At 69.8% G+C, this 17,764-nt stretch carries 17 protein-coding genes and 1 tRNA gene; 12 read left to right on the forward strand and 6 right to left on the reverse strand.

Translation table 11 applies throughout. The features are described 5' to 3' along the window. Window positions 1-105 precede the first annotated feature (105 nt). Both J7I98_RS03340 and J7I98_RS03345 read left to right on the forward strand, forming a co-directional pair. Window positions 106-1,089 (forward strand): peptidoglycan-binding protein, encoded by a 984-nt coding sequence (locus J7I98_RS03340; protein ID WP_214916712.1) that lies wholly within the window; start codon window positions 106-108, stop codon window positions 1,087-1,089. Window positions 1,090-1,226: 137 nt separating this feature from the next. Further along, on the forward strand, window positions 1,227-1,898 hold the full coding sequence (locus tag J7I98_RS03345; RefSeq protein WP_214916714.1) for an HAD-IA family hydrolase: 672 nt from the start codon (window positions 1,227-1,229) through the stop codon (window positions 1,896-1,898). A 190-nt stretch (window positions 1,899-2,088) separates the two neighbouring features. Here the strand turns inward: J7I98_RS03345 and J7I98_RS03350 are convergent, their stop codons facing one another. Both J7I98_RS03350 and J7I98_RS03355 read right to left on the reverse strand, forming a co-directional pair. Next, complete coding sequence (locus J7I98_RS03350) at window positions 2,089-2,670, reverse strand: TMEM165/GDT1 family protein (protein WP_214916717.1); 582 nt, start codon at window positions 2,668-2,670, stop codon at window positions 2,089-2,091. Window positions 2,671-2,892: 222 nt separating this feature from the next. After that, a complete protein-coding gene (locus tag J7I98_RS03355) occupies window positions 2,893-3,714 on the reverse strand; it encodes an ABC transporter permease (RefSeq protein ID WP_308377660.1) in 822 nt (273 codons plus the stop codon). 176 nt (window positions 3,715-3,890) lie between these two features. On the opposite strand from J7I98_RS03355, the gene J7I98_RS03360 reads away from it, so the two are divergent. The 4 genes from J7I98_RS03360 to J7I98_RS03375 all read left to right on the forward strand — a co-directional run bounded on the left by J7I98_RS03360 (window position 3,891) and on the right by J7I98_RS03375 (window position 9,210). Beyond that, window positions 3,891-4,535, forward strand: coding sequence for an HNH endonuclease family protein (locus J7I98_RS03360; protein ID WP_214916730.1), 645 nt, complete (start codon window positions 3,891-3,893; stop codon window positions 4,533-4,535). Window positions 4,536-4,599: 64 nt separating this feature from the next. After that, a complete protein-coding gene (locus J7I98_RS03365; protein ID WP_214916733.1) occupies window positions 4,600-6,306 on the forward strand; it encodes an alkaline phosphatase D family protein in 1,707 nt (568 codons plus the stop codon). Window positions 6,307-6,462: 156 nt separating this feature from the next. Further along, window positions 6,463-8,388, forward strand: a complete 1,926-nt coding sequence (locus tag J7I98_RS03370; RefSeq protein ID WP_214916736.1) for an FAD/NAD(P)-binding domain-containing protein — start codon at window positions 6,463-6,465, stop codon at window positions 8,386-8,388. Window positions 8,389-8,574: 186 nt separating this feature from the next. Further along, complete coding sequence (locus J7I98_RS03375; RefSeq protein WP_214919070.1) at window positions 8,575-9,210, forward strand: DedA family protein; 636 nt, start codon at window positions 8,575-8,577, stop codon at window positions 9,208-9,210. 24 nt (window positions 9,211-9,234) lie between these two features. On the opposite strand, the gene J7I98_RS03380 is transcribed toward J7I98_RS03375, so the two are convergent. Together J7I98_RS03380 and J7I98_RS03385 are read right to left on the reverse strand one after the other, a co-directional pair. Beyond that, window positions 9,235-9,462 (reverse strand): DUF2277 domain-containing protein, encoded by a 228-nt coding sequence (locus J7I98_RS03380; protein WP_214916738.1) that lies wholly within the window; start codon window positions 9,460-9,462, stop codon window positions 9,235-9,237. 180 nt (window positions 9,463-9,642) lie between these two features. Then, window positions 9,643-10,407 (reverse strand): SDR family oxidoreductase, encoded by a 765-nt coding sequence (locus J7I98_RS03385; protein ID WP_214916753.1) that lies wholly within the window; start codon window positions 10,405-10,407, stop codon window positions 9,643-9,645. Window positions 10,408-10,511: 104 nt separating this feature from the next. Between J7I98_RS03385 and J7I98_RS03390 the strand changes: the two genes are divergently transcribed. The 4 genes from J7I98_RS03390 (at window position 10,512) to J7I98_RS42175 (ending at window position 13,783) form a co-directional block, all read left to right on the forward strand. Further along, window positions 10,512-11,396 (forward strand): sigma-70 family RNA polymerase sigma factor, encoded by an 885-nt coding sequence (locus J7I98_RS03390; RefSeq protein WP_214916756.1) that lies wholly within the window; start codon window positions 10,512-10,514, stop codon window positions 11,394-11,396. A 116-nt stretch (window positions 11,397-11,512) separates the two neighbouring features. Further along, window positions 11,513-12,334 (forward strand): SDR family NAD(P)-dependent oxidoreductase, encoded by an 822-nt coding sequence (locus J7I98_RS03395; protein ID WP_214916768.1) that lies wholly within the window; start codon window positions 11,513-11,515, stop codon window positions 12,332-12,334. Between the two features lie 669 nt (window positions 12,335-13,003). Further along, on the forward strand, window positions 13,004-13,567 hold the full coding sequence (locus tag J7I98_RS03400) for a dihydrofolate reductase family protein (RefSeq protein ID WP_214916773.1): 564 nt from the start codon (window positions 13,004-13,006) through the stop codon (window positions 13,565-13,567). Between the two features lie 84 nt (window positions 13,568-13,651). After that, on the forward strand, window positions 13,652-13,783 hold the full coding sequence (locus J7I98_RS42175; protein WP_285437986.1) for a hypothetical protein: 132 nt from the start codon (window positions 13,652-13,654) through the stop codon (window positions 13,781-13,783). Between the two features lie 385 nt (window positions 13,784-14,168). Here J7I98_RS42175 and J7I98_RS03405 read toward each other — a convergent pair whose 3' ends face one another. Further along, window positions 14,169-14,414 carry a hypothetical protein gene (locus J7I98_RS03405; protein WP_214916776.1) on the reverse strand — a complete coding sequence of 82 codons (246 nt, stop codon included), beginning with the start codon at window positions 14,412-14,414 and terminating at the stop codon, window positions 14,169-14,171. 1,303 nt (window positions 14,415-15,717) lie between these two features. On the opposite strand from J7I98_RS03405, the gene J7I98_RS03410 reads away from it, so the two are divergent. Beyond that, window positions 15,718-16,002 (forward strand): hypothetical protein, encoded by a 285-nt coding sequence (locus tag J7I98_RS03410; RefSeq protein ID WP_214916787.1) that lies wholly within the window; start codon window positions 15,718-15,720, stop codon window positions 16,000-16,002. A 648-nt stretch (window positions 16,003-16,650) separates the two neighbouring features. Here the strand turns inward: J7I98_RS03410 and J7I98_RS03415 are convergent. After that, a tRNA-Val gene (locus J7I98_RS03415) sits at window positions 16,651-16,725 on the reverse strand. 202 nt (window positions 16,726-16,927) lie between these two features. On the opposite strand from J7I98_RS03415, the gene J7I98_RS03420 reads away from it, so the two are divergent. Beyond that, window positions 16,928-17,692 carry a DUF4097 domain-containing protein gene (locus J7I98_RS03420; RefSeq protein ID WP_374225072.1) on the forward strand — a complete coding sequence of 255 codons (765 nt, stop codon included), beginning with the start codon at window positions 16,928-16,930 and terminating at the stop codon, window positions 17,690-17,692. Window positions 17,693-17,764 lie beyond the last annotated feature (72 nt).

A 17,764-nucleotide genomic window follows, 5' to 3' on the forward strand; every position in this document is an offset into this window, starting at 1 on the left:
TATGGGCCGATATGGCCTGCCGAGCCTGCAGCGACGGGTGGGGCCGGTGGGAATCCCCTCGGCGGGTCTGCATAATCGCTGGCAGTTCGAGGGAGGGGACCCACGGTGAACGGACACATATGTCCTGAGTGCGGTACGGACAGGGGGTCTGCGTCGGACGACGGCAGACCCGGCTGCGAGTGCGCCGAGCGGACGGCGGAGGCGGTGAGGGCGGAGCGGTCGGCGGAAGTGGCCGCGGCGGAGGACTTCAATCCGCTCCGGATACGCCCGTACGTCACGCTGGAGGAGCCGGCGACGGGCGAGGTGCCGCCGAGGCCGGTGGAGGTGTACCGCGAGGGCGACGCGGCGGTGACGATGCCGCTGGGGGTGGTGAGCGGTTCGGGGGCGGAGCCCGGCGCCACGGCGGCGATGGACGCCCTGACCGACCCTGCGAACGACCCCTTCGCCCTTCCTTACCCGTTCGAGGAGCCGTCCGTACACCCTCGGCAGCGGAGGCGTCCCGCCGCGCTGTGGCTCGCGGTGGGGACGGCGGCGGTGGCCGTGGTGGGCACGGCCGCCTTTGCGGGCGGGCTGTTCACCGGGGGCGACGAGGAGGAGCGGGCGTTGCCGGACACGGTGACGAGCGCGCCGAGTGCGAGCGACGGCCCGGAGGCGTCCACCTCGGAGTCCGCGGCGGAATCGAAGTCCCCGTCGGCCTCGGCCTCGGCTTCGACGTCCCCTTCGGCAAGCCCCTCCCCCTCCGCCTCCCTCACTACGAGCGCCGGCCCCAGCCCCAGCTCGTCACAGCCGGTTAAGGCGACCCCGTCGGCGACGCCTTCCACTGCGCGGGCCACCGGCACGGTGGAGGAGGAGCCGGAAGCGGGCGGCGTCACGCTGAGCAGGGGCGACAGAGGGCCGGAAGTCGTGGAACTGCAGGACAGGCTGAGCCAGATCTGGCTGTACAGCGGCCCGGAAAACGGTCACTTCAGCGACCGCGTGGAGGACTCCGTACGGACGTTCCAGTCGTACATGTCCGTCGAGGGCGACCCCGAGGGCACCTACGGGCCGAACACGCGCCGCGCCCTTGAGGCACAAACCGAAGAGCCCTGACCGCCGGCCGCGAGGGGGGCGGGGTGGCGCTGGCCCCAGCGTTTTGTATAGTGGTGGAACAAAGTGGCTCCGCCCGTATTCCCTGACCGGCGGGCGGGGCCGCTTGTTCTCTTTCTCCTGCGCTCTGGAGTACGCCGATGCCGGCCACCACCGTTCTGAACGCCCACGCGCTCCTCCTGGACATGGACGGCACGCTCGTCAACTCCGACGCGGTGGTCGAGCGCGTGTGGCGGCGCTGGGCCGGGGCGCACGGCCTGGACCCTGAGGAGGCCCTCAAGGTCGTACACGGCCGCCAGGGGTACGCGACCATGGCCGTCCTGCTGCCGGACCGCCCCGTCGAGCAGAACTACGCCGACAACCGCGAGCTCCTCGCCCAGGAGACCTCCGACGTCGACGGTGTCGTACCGATCGCCGGCGCCCCGGCGTTCATGACCTCCCTGACCGGCCTCTCGTACGCCCTGGTGACGTCGGCGGACGAGGCGCTGGCCCAGGCACGCATGGCGGCTGCGGGCCTGCCGATACCGCAGGTGCGCGTCACGGCGGAGATGGCGGGCGCGAGCAAGCCGGATCCGGAGGGCTTCCTGAAGGGCGCGGCGGACCTGGGCCACGACCCGGCGGACTGCGTCGTCTTCGAGGACTCGGAGGCGGGCATCGCGGCCGGCAAGGCGGCCGGTATGCGCGTGATCGGAGTGGGCCCGCGCGCGGCCGCACACAACCCGACGGCACACGTCGACGACCTGACGCAGGTACGGGTGGAGGCGCTGCCGGACGGGACAGTGCGGCTGCATGTGGCGACCCGGGGGGCGTGAAGCTTTCAGCCCGTGGGGCCCCTGGACGCAGTCCTTGGGGGAGTTGAGGACACTCCCCCAGACTTCGCCCGGGGGGACCCCCAAGGGCGCCCGGGGGCCTGGGGGCTAGCCCACAGTTCGGGAAGGGGCGGGGAGGGGAACTGCGCCGCAGGCAACCCGCACCACACAACGCACCCGCACCCCGCACCAGTCAGCCCGCAGCCGCCTCGTACAGACTGAACCCCGCCAGCGCCAGCATCAGCCCCGCCGCCACCTTCGTAATCAGCCGCAGCGGCACGTACTTCATCAGCGTGCGCCCGCCCACGATTCCGATTCCCGCCACCGCCCAAAGCGCCAGCACCGCGCCGAAGCCCACCGAAACCGGGTTGTCGTAACGCGCCGCCAGGGTCGCCGTCATGATCTGGGTGAGGTCGCCGAACTCCGCGACCAGGATCAGCATGAAGCCCGCGCCCGACACCTTCCAGAAGGACTGATCGGCGGGGGCCTTGACCTCCTCCTCGCCGTCGTCCTTCTTGAAGAGCAGGACCAGCGCGCCCGCGAGGAACAGGACGCCGACGACTGCCTGCACAAGCCGGTGCGGCAGCAGCGTCAGCACGCTGCCCGCCGCAATGGCCAGCGCCACATGCAGCGCGAAGGCGGCGGCGACGCCCGCGAAGACGTACGAGGCGCGGTAACGGGTGCCGAGCATGAGACCGGCCAGGGCGGTCTTGTCGGGGAGTTCGGCGAGGAAGACGGTGCCGAAGGTGATCGCCATGACGGTAAAACTGATCATGGGGCTGGGGTCCTCAATCGGTCGGGCTGCCCGTACCGAGAGACGAGACCTGCGTGATCGAAATCAGGGGTCGCTTCGGCACGGCAGCGTCGTAAAAAGACAACAACACTGCGGCCGAAGGTCTCGCTGGCGGACCGAAAGGACCGTAAGGCCCGAAATCATGTCCGCCTCCGGGCGCCGGCTGAGGCGTGCTCAGCAGTATGTCGACGGTCCGGCGAAGAGCTACTCCCCTTCTGCTCCGTACAGGGTACGCGACCGGTACAGCCGCCCCCGCGCCACCAGCTCCAGCACCACAGCCACCGCCACCGCCTGAACCGCGAGCAGCGCGACCAGCACGAACAGCTGCACAATCCCCGCGAGCATCGGCGACGCCCCTCCCAGCAGCATGCCGACGAACGCGCCCGGCAGGGTGACCAGGCCCACCGTCCTGGTCTGGTCGAGGCCCGGCAGCAGCGCGTCCGACGCGGCGGGGCGGGCGATCTCCAGGCGGGCCTCGCGGTCCAGCAGGCCGATCGCCATCCCCGCCTCCACCTCCCCGTGGCGCGTCGCCAGCTCGTCGAGTGCCCGGCGCCCGCCCAGCACCGTCGCGGTGAGCGCGCCGCCGATGAGGATGCCGGTCACGGGGACGAGCGCGATGCCGTCGGGCGGTACGAGCCCGGTCAGCAGGAGCGCGGCGACGACGGGGGCGACGCCCGCGCCGATCGGCACGGCGGCCCACCACCAGGTCGCGTTGTCGGTGATACGGCGCCCTGCGGTGCGTACGGCGACGGCGTACATCAGCGTCAGGAACGCGAGCAGCAGCCACCCGGACCGTACGACCCACCCGATCAGGAGGGCCACGGCGACGAGCTGGACGGCGGCGCGCAGGCCCGCGACGGCGACGGCGCGGGACCGGCTGCCGCGGCTTCCGTCCTCGGAGAGGCGGGCGAACGCGACCACTGTCACGGCGACCGCGAGCAGCACGGCAAGGACGGCGCCCAGGGTGAAGTTGACGGGCAGCAGGACCTGGTCGGCGGCGAGAGGGCGTACAGGCAAGGCGGGCACCGCCCAACTCTAGAGCGGTGGAGGAACGGTGTCGGGACGCCAGAACACTTGATGTGACGTGCTCATGTCGCCACCCTGTTACCTGGCGCCCATCCCCAGGAAACCTGGCGCCGCCACGATGGCCGGGCCCCAACAGGGGCAGTCCGGCCAAGGCCCCCCACATCAAGGGAGTTCGCATGTCAGGTGTCTACGCGCGTCGAATAGCCGTGCTCACCGCGTCCGCCGCTCTTGCCGGCACCAGCATCCTTCTCACCTCCCCCACAGCCCAGGCGGCCCCGCCGACCCCCGTGAGCGCCGCCACGGCCCGTACGTACCTCGGCCAACTGACCGAGCGGGCAGAGGGCTCGTCCACCGGCTACAGCCGGGACAAGTTCCCGCACTGGATCACCCAGTCGGGTGCCTGCAACACCCGTGAGGTCGTACTCAAGCGCGACGGTACGAACGTGCAGCAGGACTCCAGCTGTGCGGCCGTCAGCGGCAGCTGGTACTCCGAGTACGACGGCGCCACCTGGACCGCCGCGTCCGACCTCGACATCGACCACGTCGTGGCGCTCGCCGAGGCCTGGCGCTCCGGCGCGAGCAGCTGGACGACCGCCCAGCGGCAGTCCTTCGCCAACGACCTGACGCGCCCGCAGCTCATCGCCGTCACCGACAACGTCAACCAGGCCAAGAGCGACCTGGACCCGGCGGAGTGGCTGCCGCCGCGCACCGCCTACCGCTGCATGTACGCCCGGATGTGGGTGCACGTGAAGCACCACTGGAACCTGACCGTGGACTCCGCCGAGAAGAGCGCGCTTCAGGGCGTCCTCAACAACTGCTGACCAGGAACCTCCCCGCCCTCCTCCGTCGTTCCGTACCCTACGGGGCGACTGAGGAGGGCGATCTATGGCCGGGCTGCGCCTGGGACCACTGCTGCGGCACGTCGACCGCGAGGCCGGTGACGCCGCGACCGTATGGGTCGAGGCGGACCGGCCCTGCACGGCGGAGGTGCGGTGCGAGGAGGACGGCGCGGGCGGCTCGTCCCGTACGTTCCAGATCGAGGGCCACCACTACGCGCTGGTCACCGTGACGGGGCTGCGCCCGGGCTCCGAGACGGCGTACGAGGTGCTGCTCGACGGGCGCCGGGTGTGGCCGCTCGAAGACTCCCGCTTCCCCCCGAGCACCATCCGTACACCCTCGATACCTGCTGCCGAGGTGCGCGTCTCCTTCGGCTCCTGCCGGTGGACCGCACCGCCCGCAGGCGAGAGGGACCCCGTCGGCCCCGACGCCCTGGACACGCTCGCCGCGGGCCTCGCCGCCGACCCGACGGCGGCGCGTCCCGACGTACTGATCCTGCTGGGCGACCAGGTGTACGCCGACGAGACGTCGAAGGCGACGCGGCGCTGGCTGGCCGCGCGGCGGGATCTGCGGGACCCGCCTGGTGCGGAGGTCGCGGACTACGAGGAGTACACCCGGCTCTATTACGAGTCGTGGCTCGACCCCGAGGTCCGCTGGCTGCTGTCCACCGTCCCCAGCTGCATGATCTTCGACGACCATGATGTGATCGACGACTGGAACACCAGCGCGTCGTGGCTGTCCGAGATGCGCGCCACGCCCTGGTGGCGGGAGCGGGTGCTCAGCGGCCTGATGTCGTACTGGGTCTATCAGCACCTGGGCAATCTCTCCCCGGCCGAGCTGGCGGCGGACGAGCTGTACGCGGCCGTACGGTCCACCCCCGACGGGACGGACGCCCTCCGCCGGTTCTCGGCGGAAGCCGACGCCGACCCGGCGTGCGCGCGCTGGAGCTACCGCCGCGACTTCGGCCGGGTGCGGCTCCTCATGGTCGATACGCGCGCGGCCCGCGTCCTGGACGAGGGCAAGCGGGCGATGCTCGACGACGCCGAGGCACAGTGGGTGCACGATCAGGCGCTGGAGGACCCGGGATCGTACGACCACCTCCTCATCGGCACCTCCCTGCCGTGGCTGCTGCCGCCGCTCATCCATGACGCGGAGGGGTGGAATGCCGCACTGTGCCGGGGCGAACGCGGCGCGCAGTGGGCGCGTTTCGGCGAGGACCTGCGCCGTAGGTCGGACCTGGAGCACTGGGCGGCTTTCCCGGCGTCCTTCGAGTGGCTCACCGGGCTGATAGAGAAGGCCGGTTCCGGCCCCGCTGCCCCGGCCACCATCTGCGTGCTTTCGGGCGATGTGCACCATGCGTACGTCGCCGAGCTGACCTGGCTCAACGGCCGTGCGGAGGCGGGACCGGTGGCGCGGGTGCTCCAACTGACCTGCTCCCCTGTGCACAACAGAATTCCCCGCTCCATACGCCTCGGTTTCCGTTTCGGCTGGAGCGGAACAGGACGGCGGCTGGGCCGCTTTCTTGCCCGGCACGGGAGGGTGGATACGCCGCGGATCGACTGGCGCAAGACGTCCGGGCCGTGGTTCGGCAACCAGCTGATGACGCTGACTCTGCGGGGGCGTACGGCGGCGCTGCGGCTGGACCAGGCGCGGGCCAAGAGGGGCTGGAGCCCGGTCGGGAATGGGGGCAGAAGCCGGGGCGCGGGTGCACGGCTCGTGACCGTACTGGAGCGGGACCTTACAGAGGGACCGTGATCTTTTGCAGGGTGACCGTGATCCTCGCAGAGGGACCGTGATCCTTCCCACAGCGGACGAAGATCCTCCGTGACAGGGCTACGACTTCCGGCTCTCCCCCGGCATGATGAGCCGGACCCTCCGCTTCCTGCGCCCCACGCCCCGGGAGTCACCGTTTTGTCCGCAGTACGCCATGCCCTCGCTGTCGTGGGCGCCGGCCCCCGAGGCACCAGCGTGCTCGAAAGGCTCTGTGCCTCCGTGCCCGCGCTGATCCCGGACGTCCGGCTGACGGTGCATGTCGTCGACCCGGCGCCGCCGGGTGCGGGCCGGGTCTGGCGGACGGAGCAGCCCGCCGACCTGCTGATGAACACGGTCGCTTCGCAGGTCACGCTCTTCACCGACGAGAGCGTCGACTGCTCGGGCCCGATACGGCCGGGCCCGAGCCTGTACGAGTGGGCGACGGCGGCAACCCCCCGTACCAACGCCACAGCAACGGACGCGGCGCTCGGCCCCGACGACTACCCCACCCGCGCCTGTTACGGCCGCTATCTGGAGTGGGTGTTCCGCCAAGTAGTGCGGGGCGCCCCCGAGTCGGTGACTGTTCAGGTGCATTCCGCACGGGCCGTACGCCTCCAGGACGCCCCGGACGGCACGCAGAGCCTCGCGCTCGACACCGGCCTCACGCTGACCGGCCTGAGCGCCGTCGTACTGGCCCAGGGCCATCTGCCGGTGCACCCGGGCAAGTCGGAGTCGCACTTCACCGCGTACGCGGCCCGCCACGGCCTGCGCCACCTGCCACCCGCGAACCCCGCCGACCTCGACCTCTCCGCCCTCGCACCCGGCGAACCGGTCCTGCTGCGCGGCCTCGGCCTCAACTTCTTCGACCACATGGCGCTGTTGACATCGGGCCGGGGCGGCACTTTCACGCGCGGCACCGACGGCACCCTCACCTACCGTCCGTCCGGTTGCGAGCCGCGCCTTTACGCGGGGTCGCGGCGCGGGGTGCCGCACCAGGCGCGCGGCGACAACGCCAAGGGCCCGTACGGCAGGCACACCCCACTGCTCCTGACCCCCACTACGATCGCGGCCTTCCGGGCCCGTGCGGACGCGGGTGATCCGCCGGACTTCCTGGCCGAGATATGGCCGCTGGTGGCAAAGGAGGTGGAGACGGTCTACTACGAGACGCTGCAAGCGACGCGACTCCGCACCACCGACACCGCCACCACCGCCACCGCCACCGCCTTCCGCGAACGCTTCCTCGCCACGGCACACCACAGCCCCGAAGAGGCCGCTGTACTGGACGGCTTCGGCATCCCGCACCAGGAACGCTGGTGCTGGAACCTGACCGCCCGCCCGTACACCGGCCGCACCTTCCAAAGCCCGGCCGGCCACCGCGCCTGGCTCCTGCACCACCTCCGCCGGGACGCGGCGCACGCGGCGCTCGGCAATGTCGCGGGCCCGCGCAAGGCCGCCCTCGACGTACTGCGCGACCTGCGCAACGAACTGCGCCGGATAGTGGACCACGCAGGCCTGCCGGGCGCGTCCCGCCGCGACCACCTGGACCGCTGGTACACGCCGCTCAATGCCTTCCTCTCCATCGGGCCGCCGCGCCGCAGGATCGAGGAGATGACCGCCCTGATCGAGGCGGGCGTACTGGATGTGATCGGTCCGCGCATGACGGTAGGGACGGCGGACGGCGCCTTCGTCGCATCGTCACCCGACGTACCGGGCTCGGAAATCACGGCGACGACACTCGTCGAGGCGCGGCTGCCGGAGCCGGATTTGCGGCGTACGTCCGACGAGCTCCTCGCGAGCCTGCTGAAGACGGGCCAGTGCCGCCCGCACACGGTCGACGGTTACGAGACGGGCGGCCTGGACGTAACTCGCCGCCCGTACCACTTGATTGACCACCAGGGCGAGGCACACCCGCACCGCTTCGCCTTCGGGGTGCCGACGGAGGGCGTGCACTGGGTGACGGCGGCGGGTGCCAGGCCGGGCGTCGACTCGGTGACGCTGACGGACGCGGACGCGGTGGCGCGGGCGGCGCTGCGGGCTACGACGGCAGTACGTACGACCGAACTCCTGACGTCGTCGCGCCCCTGACGACCCGTCGCGCCCTCTGACGACTCGTCGCGCCCTTCCCTGACTATCCCTCGCGCCGCTCCCCGACTATTCGTCGCGCCCCTGACGATCTCCGCCGATATGGCAGGCGTACGCTGTATGGCTGTACAGCCGCCCCTGCCGCTCCCCTGCGACGTCGCGGCGTTCTTCACGAACCGGGGAGTCACGTTGTTCGAAAGTGTGGGGGCGCTGACCGGCAGCCCGTGGATCTATGCGGTGGTAGCGCTCTCCGTGGTCCTGGACGTCTTCCTCCCCGTCCTCCCCAGCGGAGTCCTGGTCATCACGGCCGCGACAGCCGCTGCCGCGGGCTCGACCACGGCCGCCGGGGCCACCGGCCAGGTCGCGCACCAGGTGCCCGACATCCTCGCCCTGATGGTGTGCGCGACGACCGCTTCCGTACTGGGCGACCTGGTGGCGTACCGCCTTGCCTGGCGCGGCGGCGAACGTCTGGACCGCGCCATCGCCCGCTCCCGCCGCCTGACCTCGGCGCAGGAACGTCTCGGCACAGCACTCAGCCGGGGCGGCGGCATCCTCGTAGTCATCGCCCGCTTCGCCCCGGCCGGCCGCTCGGTGGTCTCCCTGGGCGCGGGCGCGGCCCACCGCAAGGTCAAGGAGTTCCTGCCGTGGTCGGCCCTGGCGGGCATGGCCTGGGCGGGGTACAGCGTGGGCCTCGGCTACTTCGGCGGGCAGTGGCTGGGTGCGACGTGGCTGGCGGCGGCGGTGTCGGTACTGGCCCTGTTCGGCGCGGGCTCGCTGGCGGCCCTTTTGGTACGGCGCCCGGCCAGGGTGCCGGTAACCCCGTAACCCTTCAGTCGCCTTCGCTTACACCTACGCCTTCGCTCTCGCTGCCCCTCGCACCTCAAGCCCGGCGAGCAGCTTGCTGGTGGCCTCGGCAATGTCGGCGACGGCCTGGTCGAAGACGTCCCGATTGTGGGCGGCGGGGGCCCGGAATCCGGAGACTTTACGTACGTACTGGAGGGCAGCGGCGGTGACGTCCTCGTCGGTGGCCTCATGCTCCAGGACGGGCGGTCGGAGAGTCTTGATGCTGCGGCACATACAACGACGGTAACGCCGGAGGGACCGGGCAGCGTCGTTTCTCATGGTGCACCTGATCGACACGGACGCCCCTCGGGCCGCGTCCCCGGAGCAGTCCCGTCCGGCGTACGTCTATCTCCCGCACACCACACGAAGGCCCTGAAGCAACGGAACGCGGCGATGGGCGGACGGCAGGGTGCGCTAGCGCAGGCGCTCAGCCAGGAAGTCCTCCCAGGTCCGCCGACCCACAGCGGCCCCTTCGAGAGACAGGTTCTCGCCGGCCCGGTACGCGCGGCCGGCCTTTCCGGGCATCCGGACCGGCATCATCGGGCGGCGCTTGCCGCGCGCCTGCAGGTATCCGCGGCTCAGGTCGGCCATCCCGTACACCTTCGGCCCGGCCAGGTCGGGCACCAGGCCGGCCGGCTTGCCGAGCGTCAGTTCTACGAGCCGGGCCGCCACCTCGCGCGAATCGACCGGCTGGAACCGGAGTCCGCCCGGGACGGGTATCACCGGCAGCTTCGCCATCTTCTCGACCACGGTCAGGGCCAGGTCATGGAACTGGGCGGCGCGCAGCGTCGTCCATGGCAGGCCGGACTCGGCCACGGCCCGCTCCGCGCCCAGCTTGGACTTGAAGTAGCCCAGCGGGACCTTGTCCGCCCCGACGACCGAGATACACACGAGGTGCCGCACGCCAGCGGCCCGCGACGCGGCCCGCACCAGGTTCCGGGTCGCCTCTTCGTCGCCCTTGGGGCCGCCCGCGAGGTGCAGGATGATCTCGACGCCGTCCACGGCGGCCTCGATCCCCTCGCCCTTGAGCAGGTCGCCGGTCACGTACTCGATGCCGTCCCCGGACTCGCGGCTGTGCCGGCTCAGCACTCGCACCTTGCAGCCGGCATCTCGAAGGAGCGGGACGACGTGGCCTCCCAGGGTGCCCGTGCCGCCGGTGACGAGGATGGATGAAGTCATGACTACTCCCACATTCGTTCGAGTCGGGCGATCAACTGCCCGGTTGGATCAGTAGGTTCTCGGTGTCTGCTGCTTTGACACGCCGCGAGCGAGGAATGTGACCGATGGACGAGAACCCATTGCTGATCAAGCGATTCGAGGAGGACCGCACTCACCTGCGGGCGGTTGCGTACCGGATGCTCGGCTCGGTGAGTGAGGCCGACGACGCAGTTCAGGAGGCCTGGCTGCGCGCGAGCCGCGCCGACACCGGCGGCGTCGAGAACCTCACCGGGTGGTTGACCACGGTGGTGTCACGGGTGTGCCTGAACATGCTGCGTACGCGCCAGTCGCGGCGCGAGGATCCCCTCGACGTGCAGGTGCCCGACCCGGCCGTCGGCCCCGAGGACGGGCACGACCCCGAGGAGGAAGCGCTGCTTGCCGACTCGGTCGGGGTGGCGCTGCTGGTGGTGCTCGACACGCTGACGCCGGCCGAGCGGCTCGCCTTCGTACTGCACGACATGTTCTCCGTGCCCTTCGACGAGATCGGCCCGATGATCGAGCGTTCCCCGGCCGCGGCCAGACAACTCGCGAGCCGCGCCCGCCGCCGGGTGAAAGGCGGCGCCACCGTGCCGGACCCCGATCTGACCCGTCGGCGCCAAGTCGTCGACGCCTTCCTGGCCGCCACCCGGGGCGGGGACTTCGAGGCGCTGGTCGCACTGCTCCACCCGGACGTGGTGCTACGAGCCGACCGCGCGGTCGGCCCCACCCTCGAACCGATCGTGGTACTCGGCGCCCACAGGGTGGCCACGGGCGCGATGGCCGCCACGGGACGGGCCCGGTTCACGGGACTGGCGCTGCTCGACGGAACGGTCGGGCTGGCAATGGCGCCCCACGGACGACTGTTCCTGGTGCTCAGCTTCACGATCACAGACGACAAGATCACCGAAATCGACGTAATCGCGGACCGGGACCGCCTTTGCCGACTCGACGTCGCCGTTCTCGACGACTGACGCGACGGCGGCCGCCGCTCGGGCTTTGCGCAGAAACTCCTTGGCGTGGGGCACGCGGACCGGATAACGTTCGACGAGACGAACCGTTCCGTTCCATTGAGTAGGAGTGAGTATTTGTGCCGAACGCCAGGACTTGGTTCATCACCGGTGCTTCCCGTGGCTTGGGCCGTGCGTTCGCCGAGGCCGCCCTGTCCGCCGGAGAGCACGTCGTGGCGGCCGCCCGCGATGTTGAGCCACTCGCCGAGCTGGCCGAGAAGTATCCGGACGATCTCGTACGGCTCACTTTGGACGTCTCGGACCGCCGAGCCGTGTTCGAGGCGGTGGAACGGGCGGCAGCGGCTTTCGGCCGACTCGATGTCGTGGTCAACAACGCCGGCGGCCTGTTGTACGGAATGGTGGAGGAGGCCACGGAGGAACAGATCCGAGACCACCTCGACGTCAACTTCTTCGGTGCGGTGTGGGTGGCCCAGGCCGTGATCCCCCACCTGCGTGCGCAGGGCTCCGGACGCATCCTCCAGGTCACGTCGATGGGCAGCAGCGGCGGCATGGCCTCCGTCGGGTTCTACGGGGCGGGCAAGGCGGCGCTCGACTCGGTCAGCGAGGCGCTCGCGATGGAGGTCGAGCAGTTCGGGATCAGGGTCACCAATGTGCAGATGGGCGGCTACGCCACGGGGCTGTTCACGGCAGGCACCACAGCGACCACACCCGACCCGGCATACGAAACGCTGCGTGCCCAACTGGCGGAGATGTGGGGCGAGGACGCCGGCCCGGACCCGAGCACCGCTGCACCCGTCATCATGAAGCTGGCGGAACTGCCGGAGCCACCGCGACGCCTGATAGTCGGCAGCCGATCGTACGACCTCGTCCAGGAGATGAACGAGGCCCGCGTCGACCAGTACCGAACCTGGGAACCCCTCAGCCGCATGGCACCGGGCTGACGCCGAAGGAGCGCGGAACGGGACAGTCTCCGCGTACGCACGCGTACGCGGAGCCGTCCGTTTCCACACTCGATCAGCGGGCAGGGCGGAGGGCGTCTTCTTGCGTGCCACCGAACAACTGGCACGCTGCTCCGACGTCCTTGCCGCCTGCCAGACCCGTGACGCCGCCTGGCATTACGCCGTCCGTACCGAAGAGTTCGCCACGCGGGTACGTTCCACCGTGTGCGCAGCGATTACCAGAGCGCGAGGATCGCCCTCGGTGCGCGGCTGCGCGAGCTGCGCACCGAGGGCGGCTTCGACGGCAAGCGCATCGCCCAGGCCGTGTTTTGAAAGGTCGCCGCCCTTCTTGATGATCTTCGCGTGGGGCGGGGAGATCTGTCAGATGATCAATGGGCCGTGCTGGAGCCGCTTCTGCCGGCCGCAGCGACGACGGAGTGCGGGCAGGGCCGCTCACCAAGCTCCAGGCGCGAGCCAACGCGCGCAGTCGCATCGGGTGAACGGTGAACGTCGACTCCACGCTCTGCCGGACTCACCAGCACGCCGCCGGGGCACGCCGGGACGGCCAAGTCCAGAAAGAACCTCCTTGGCCCAGGGGATCCCGCGAGCCGCAACGAGTCCTGCGGCGTCCGGCGGTCGTACTGTCGAACCCGTTACCGAGGAGGACTGCTGATGCGCAGCGTGACCTATTCGATGAGCGTCTCACTTGACGGCTACATCGTCGGGCCGGACGGCGGCTTCGACTGGACAGCGCCCGACGAGGAGGTCTTTCGCTTCTGGATCGACGAGATTCGAGAGGTCGGCGTCCACCTGCTGGGACGACGGCTGTACGAGACGATGCTGTACTGGGAGATCGCCGACCAGGATCCATCGCTCGACGACTCCATGCTCGAGTGGGCCGCGCTCTGGAAGCCGCTCCCCAAGGTGGTGTTCTCCACCACGCTGTCGGCGGTGCAGGGCAATGCCCGCCTGGCCTCCGGCGGCCTGGCGGAGGAGATCGAGCGGCTGCGAGCCGAGCCGGGGGAGGGCGACATCGCGATCGGCGGCGCGACTCTCGCCGCCGAGGCGGCCGCGCTGGGTCTCATCGACGAATACCGGGCCATGGTCTACCCGGTGCTGGTCGGCGGTGGCATTCCGTTCTTTCCCCACCGCGAGCACCGGGTGGATCTCGAACTCGTCGAGACCCGCACCTTCAGCTCGAGAGTCGTCTACCTCCGCTACCGCGTGGCGCGCTAGGCCGTGTCTGGGAACGCTGCCGCGCGATGTCGCTGATGTCGTCGCCCGTGGTGCGTCTGGTGCCACTGGCACGAGGGGCCATCGATGACCACCGTCCTCATCGACCCCGTCGAGGCGACGTCCGGCTCGGGCTACGGCCGGTACGCATGCGCACCGTGCCGTGAGCAGCGCGGCCTCGTGACCACCGCCGATGCGCAGGCCCGGGTGGCTCCATGAAGCACGGAACAGCCGAGACGGTACGGCCTGCGGGACTCAAAATCTGCTGGGTGCCGAAACCGGACACACCGGCGCGGTGCCGCACCCGCAAAAGACCCGAACCACAAAGACGATCACCACCACGAATACTCAGGCGCTTCCTGGCCCCGCCGCGAGGGCGAGAAGCGGTGACCGCCCCCACGACGGCACGACCCGGCCCGGACACGGCGGGCGCCTGCCGAATCGGCGAGCACCAGATGTGCCACGGCAACGAGGACGTGAGGGCCGGCGGCGTCGTCGCAGTTCGCCTCCGCTGCGCACATCGCCGTCCGCTACGCCAAGTCCGAAACTGTCCGTCCGGCCGGTCTTCGCAGGCACTTTCCTGAACTGCCCCGTAAACGAATCGTCACGAAATCTCGGTGAAGCGGACAGACCAGGCGTAGCCGCTCAAGCTGTCGTGCGGGACCCGCCGGACTTCTCTGACCTGGCAACCGTCGTGAGCGTACTTGCGGGCGAACCGGTCGAGGCGCTGCACGTCGGTGAGATCCTCCATGGACAGCGGTGCTCCGACGACGAGATCTTGGTGAAGGACTGTGTCCTGCGCGGCGCCGTCCGAACAGGCCGAGCAATCATGCATTTCAGGTAGGGCCATACCCCCAGTGTGCTCCTTAACCCGGATCCCCCGAACTCTGGCGCGAATGCAGACGTCGGTGGAGCGAGCGGCTTTGGGCGGGAGCGGCCATGGGGAGAGAGATCATGGCCCCTTGGGTGGCCGCGATTCGGGCAGCACCTCGCCGTCAGATCTGGATGCCAAAGGCCTGCGCGGTGCCGCTGCTGTCCGCTGCCGTTGATGTCAGCCATGGATGTCACCGCACCCGCGACTGTGTCACTTGCGACGCCTTGGTGCCTTCGCTTTGCGCTCGGCTTCCTTGCGCCTCTGGACGGTGTACGAGGACCAGTCGCCGCGGTGGAGATTGCACCTCGACGCGTCCACCATCGCCAGTCGCCGGCACCGGGTTCCCCTCTCCGTCAGCGCTCCACACCTGGACTGCGTAGTAGCCACGATTCCCACCCCTGGTCTCGGCTGTCGAGCGGACTGGTCCAGGGTTACGGGGCGCATGCCGTCGGCGGAAGGCGCACCGCTCCGCGAACCGGTGCACGGCGGCCCAAGGCTGTTGCTCGGGGGCGCACGCTTTTTCCAAGGCCTGTTGGTGGGGTGCTGGGTGGCGTGCAGGGGCGTTCACCTGCGTTCATGGGCAGCCTGCTGCTGGGGAGGGCTTGTGGGCGGGATCTCTCTGAACGTCTGTGAACGCGGCTGAATGAGAAGGAAACTGAGACGGAGCGCGTGCTACTGCGTGACGGCCGACCCCCGTTGGGGTCAGCGTGCGGCGGTGATCAGTAACGAGGGGCAAGGATGGGGCGGAAGCCGCACGTCTCTGGACAGCTTGCATCGACAGCTCGACCGGCCGGTTGAGGGCGTTCTCCTCAGCGTCGAGCACAACGGGTTCTGGTACGCGGGCTGGGGTGAGCGTCCGACCGATGGGGCGGCGGCACTGGACACGGCGCGGCGCCATCTGGCGGAGGCGCCGGTGCTGATGCCCGGCTACGCCCATCGGTACCTTCCCGCCGGCCGGGGAAGCTTCGGGCATCCGGTGCTCTCGATGTGGCGGACCGTCGACGAGAGTTGGAACCAGAGAGCAACCGGCCCCTGCTGGCGGGACCTTGACGAGTTGATCACGTGTGTAGGCGCCAGGATGGGCAGGTTGTACCTGCTGAAGACGGTGAACGCGACCCCTGACTTGTGCCGGCCCCGTAAGAAGTCTCCGTGACCGGTTGAGCCTCAGGGCCCCGGATGCCAGCTCCGATGAGCGCTTTGGGAGATATCGGATTAGCCTCCGAATTGAGCGCCAAGTGGATCTTTTGGTGGTGCGCTCTACTCATCCCAAGGAGGAGAAATGCGCAAGCTTCACAAGGCCGCTGTTGCGGCCGCCATCGTCGGTAGCATCAGCTTCATAGGCACCGGCACCGCCACCGCCCAAGGCGCGGCCGCCATGCATGGCGGCGGGTGCAAGTCCCACGACCTGAACGTCGACATCCTCGGCCAGGTCGGGGTGGCCAACGGCCTGGCCGGCAACCTGCTGAACGGCGAGGGCAGTCCAGGCGCACAGTGGAACCACGTCGGTTCCGAAATGGGCTGCGAACACGGCCATGGCCACGGTCACGGTCACGGTCACTGGTAACAGAGAATCGCGTAGCGCAGCTCACCGAAATGGGTCTCGGCGCCCGGGCCACAGGCCCGGGCGCCGGGCCATACCTCCGCCCGCGGGGCGCGCGCCGGCCGGGTGCGTGGGGCTCGAAGTCGTATGCGCAGGCTGGGAGTTCGGCGCCTTGGCGGTGCAGCGAGCGGCAGGAAGAGCACGGGCCGGATCGTCCATGTGATGCGTGTGCCGGCCTGGGAAAGCAAGCCGTCCAAGAGATTGACCGTCGGGTCGTTGTCAACCCTCGGCAGGCGCGGGAGTTGCTGGCGGCGGTGGTGTATGTAGGCGGCTACGAGCGGGCCGGCGGTCGGCGGCTCCGGAACTCTGCTGACCTGCGGCGGAACAGCACTGGCGCCCGATAGCCGCAGAGTACGTTCTCCGCTGTTCCCCGTGATTCCCCGCACTATCCGGCAGGGCCGACCGCCCCAGCCACATCGGGCTTCCTGTCCCCATCCCCCGAGCGCGCAGCGCGCCGCCGGGCGCGGCCGGCCGGGGCGGAGACAGGAGGCAGGCCGCGCCGCAGAGGCGCTGTGCCCCGCGCCGTGCGCCGTGCGCGGGGTGTGGAGAAACGACAAAGGCCCAGGCTTCCGGCTTACTGCCGGTGACCTGGGCCTTTGTCGTGCTACCTACTGGTGGGCGCGGACGGTTTCGAACCGCCGACATCTGCTTTGTAAGAGCAGCGCTCTACCCCTGAGCTACGCACCCGTGGATGAGGCAACAGCGTACATGGCCCAGGGGGCCGGATCCCAACCCGTTGCCTGGTCGGGGGTGGGAGGGGTCGCTGGCGGGCGCCGTCATGGGGTGGGGTGGGGTTAACCCCCCTGCTGTTCGGTGGGCGGCCGCATCGTCTTGGGATGGGTTCCGTTCGTACGGTGGGGGCTCGTCAGTGGGACTACCTGGGGGAACGATCACCGTGGCACTTCACACCCGCACCTTCCTTGCCGTCGGCGGGGCCGTCGTCGCCGTGGTTGCGCTGAGTGGATGTGGTGGCTCGCAGGCCAAGGACGCGCCCGCCGAGGAGAAGGCGTTTGCATTCAGTGGGGGCGCTCTGACCATCGATGCCGACAATTCCGTGCTTGAGGTCGTGCCTGGTGACGTCAAGGACGTGGAGGTCACTCGGCGGGCCGACGGGTGGGTGTTTCTCGGGGAGGGGCCCGAGTCCACCTGGGAGATGAAGGACGGGCGGCTGGTGCTCCGGCAGCACTGCACCGCCTTGGCCAGTGACTGCGACTCGTGGCATCGGGTGACCGTGCCGCGTGGCGTCGCGGTGACCGTCAGGGACGACAACGGGAGCGTGACTGCCGCCGGGTTCGATACCGCGCTCAAGATCCGTTCCGACAACGGTGAAGTGATCGTCAAGGACTCCAGCGGTGCTCTGGATCTGGAGAGCTCGAACGGGGACGTCCGCGGGCAGGGGATCTCGTCCAAGCAGGTGAACGTCAGCGCCGACTCCGGGAGTGTCTGGCTGGCATTTGTGGGGGTGCCTGGGCTTGTGGAGGCCAGTAGTGACAACGGTGAGATCAACATCGACCTGCCCCGAGCCACCTACAACGTGACGGCCAAGAGCGACAACGGCGACGTCAACGTGGACGTGCCGCGCGACTCCGGCAGCCCGCATGTCGTGAGGGCACGCAGTGACAACGGCGAAGTCAGGGTGCAAAGCCCGAACTAATCGGCCCGTGTGTTCGTCTTTACCTGGTGGGAGAATGTAGCCGGGCAGGGCGGACACAGCACGGGAGAGGGA

The sequence above is a fragment of the Streptomyces sp. ISL-98 genome, from assembly GCF_018614055.1.
GTDB classification, from domain to species: Bacteria; Actinomycetota; Actinomycetes; order Streptomycetales; family Streptomycetaceae; genus Streptomyces; species Streptomyces spiramyceticus.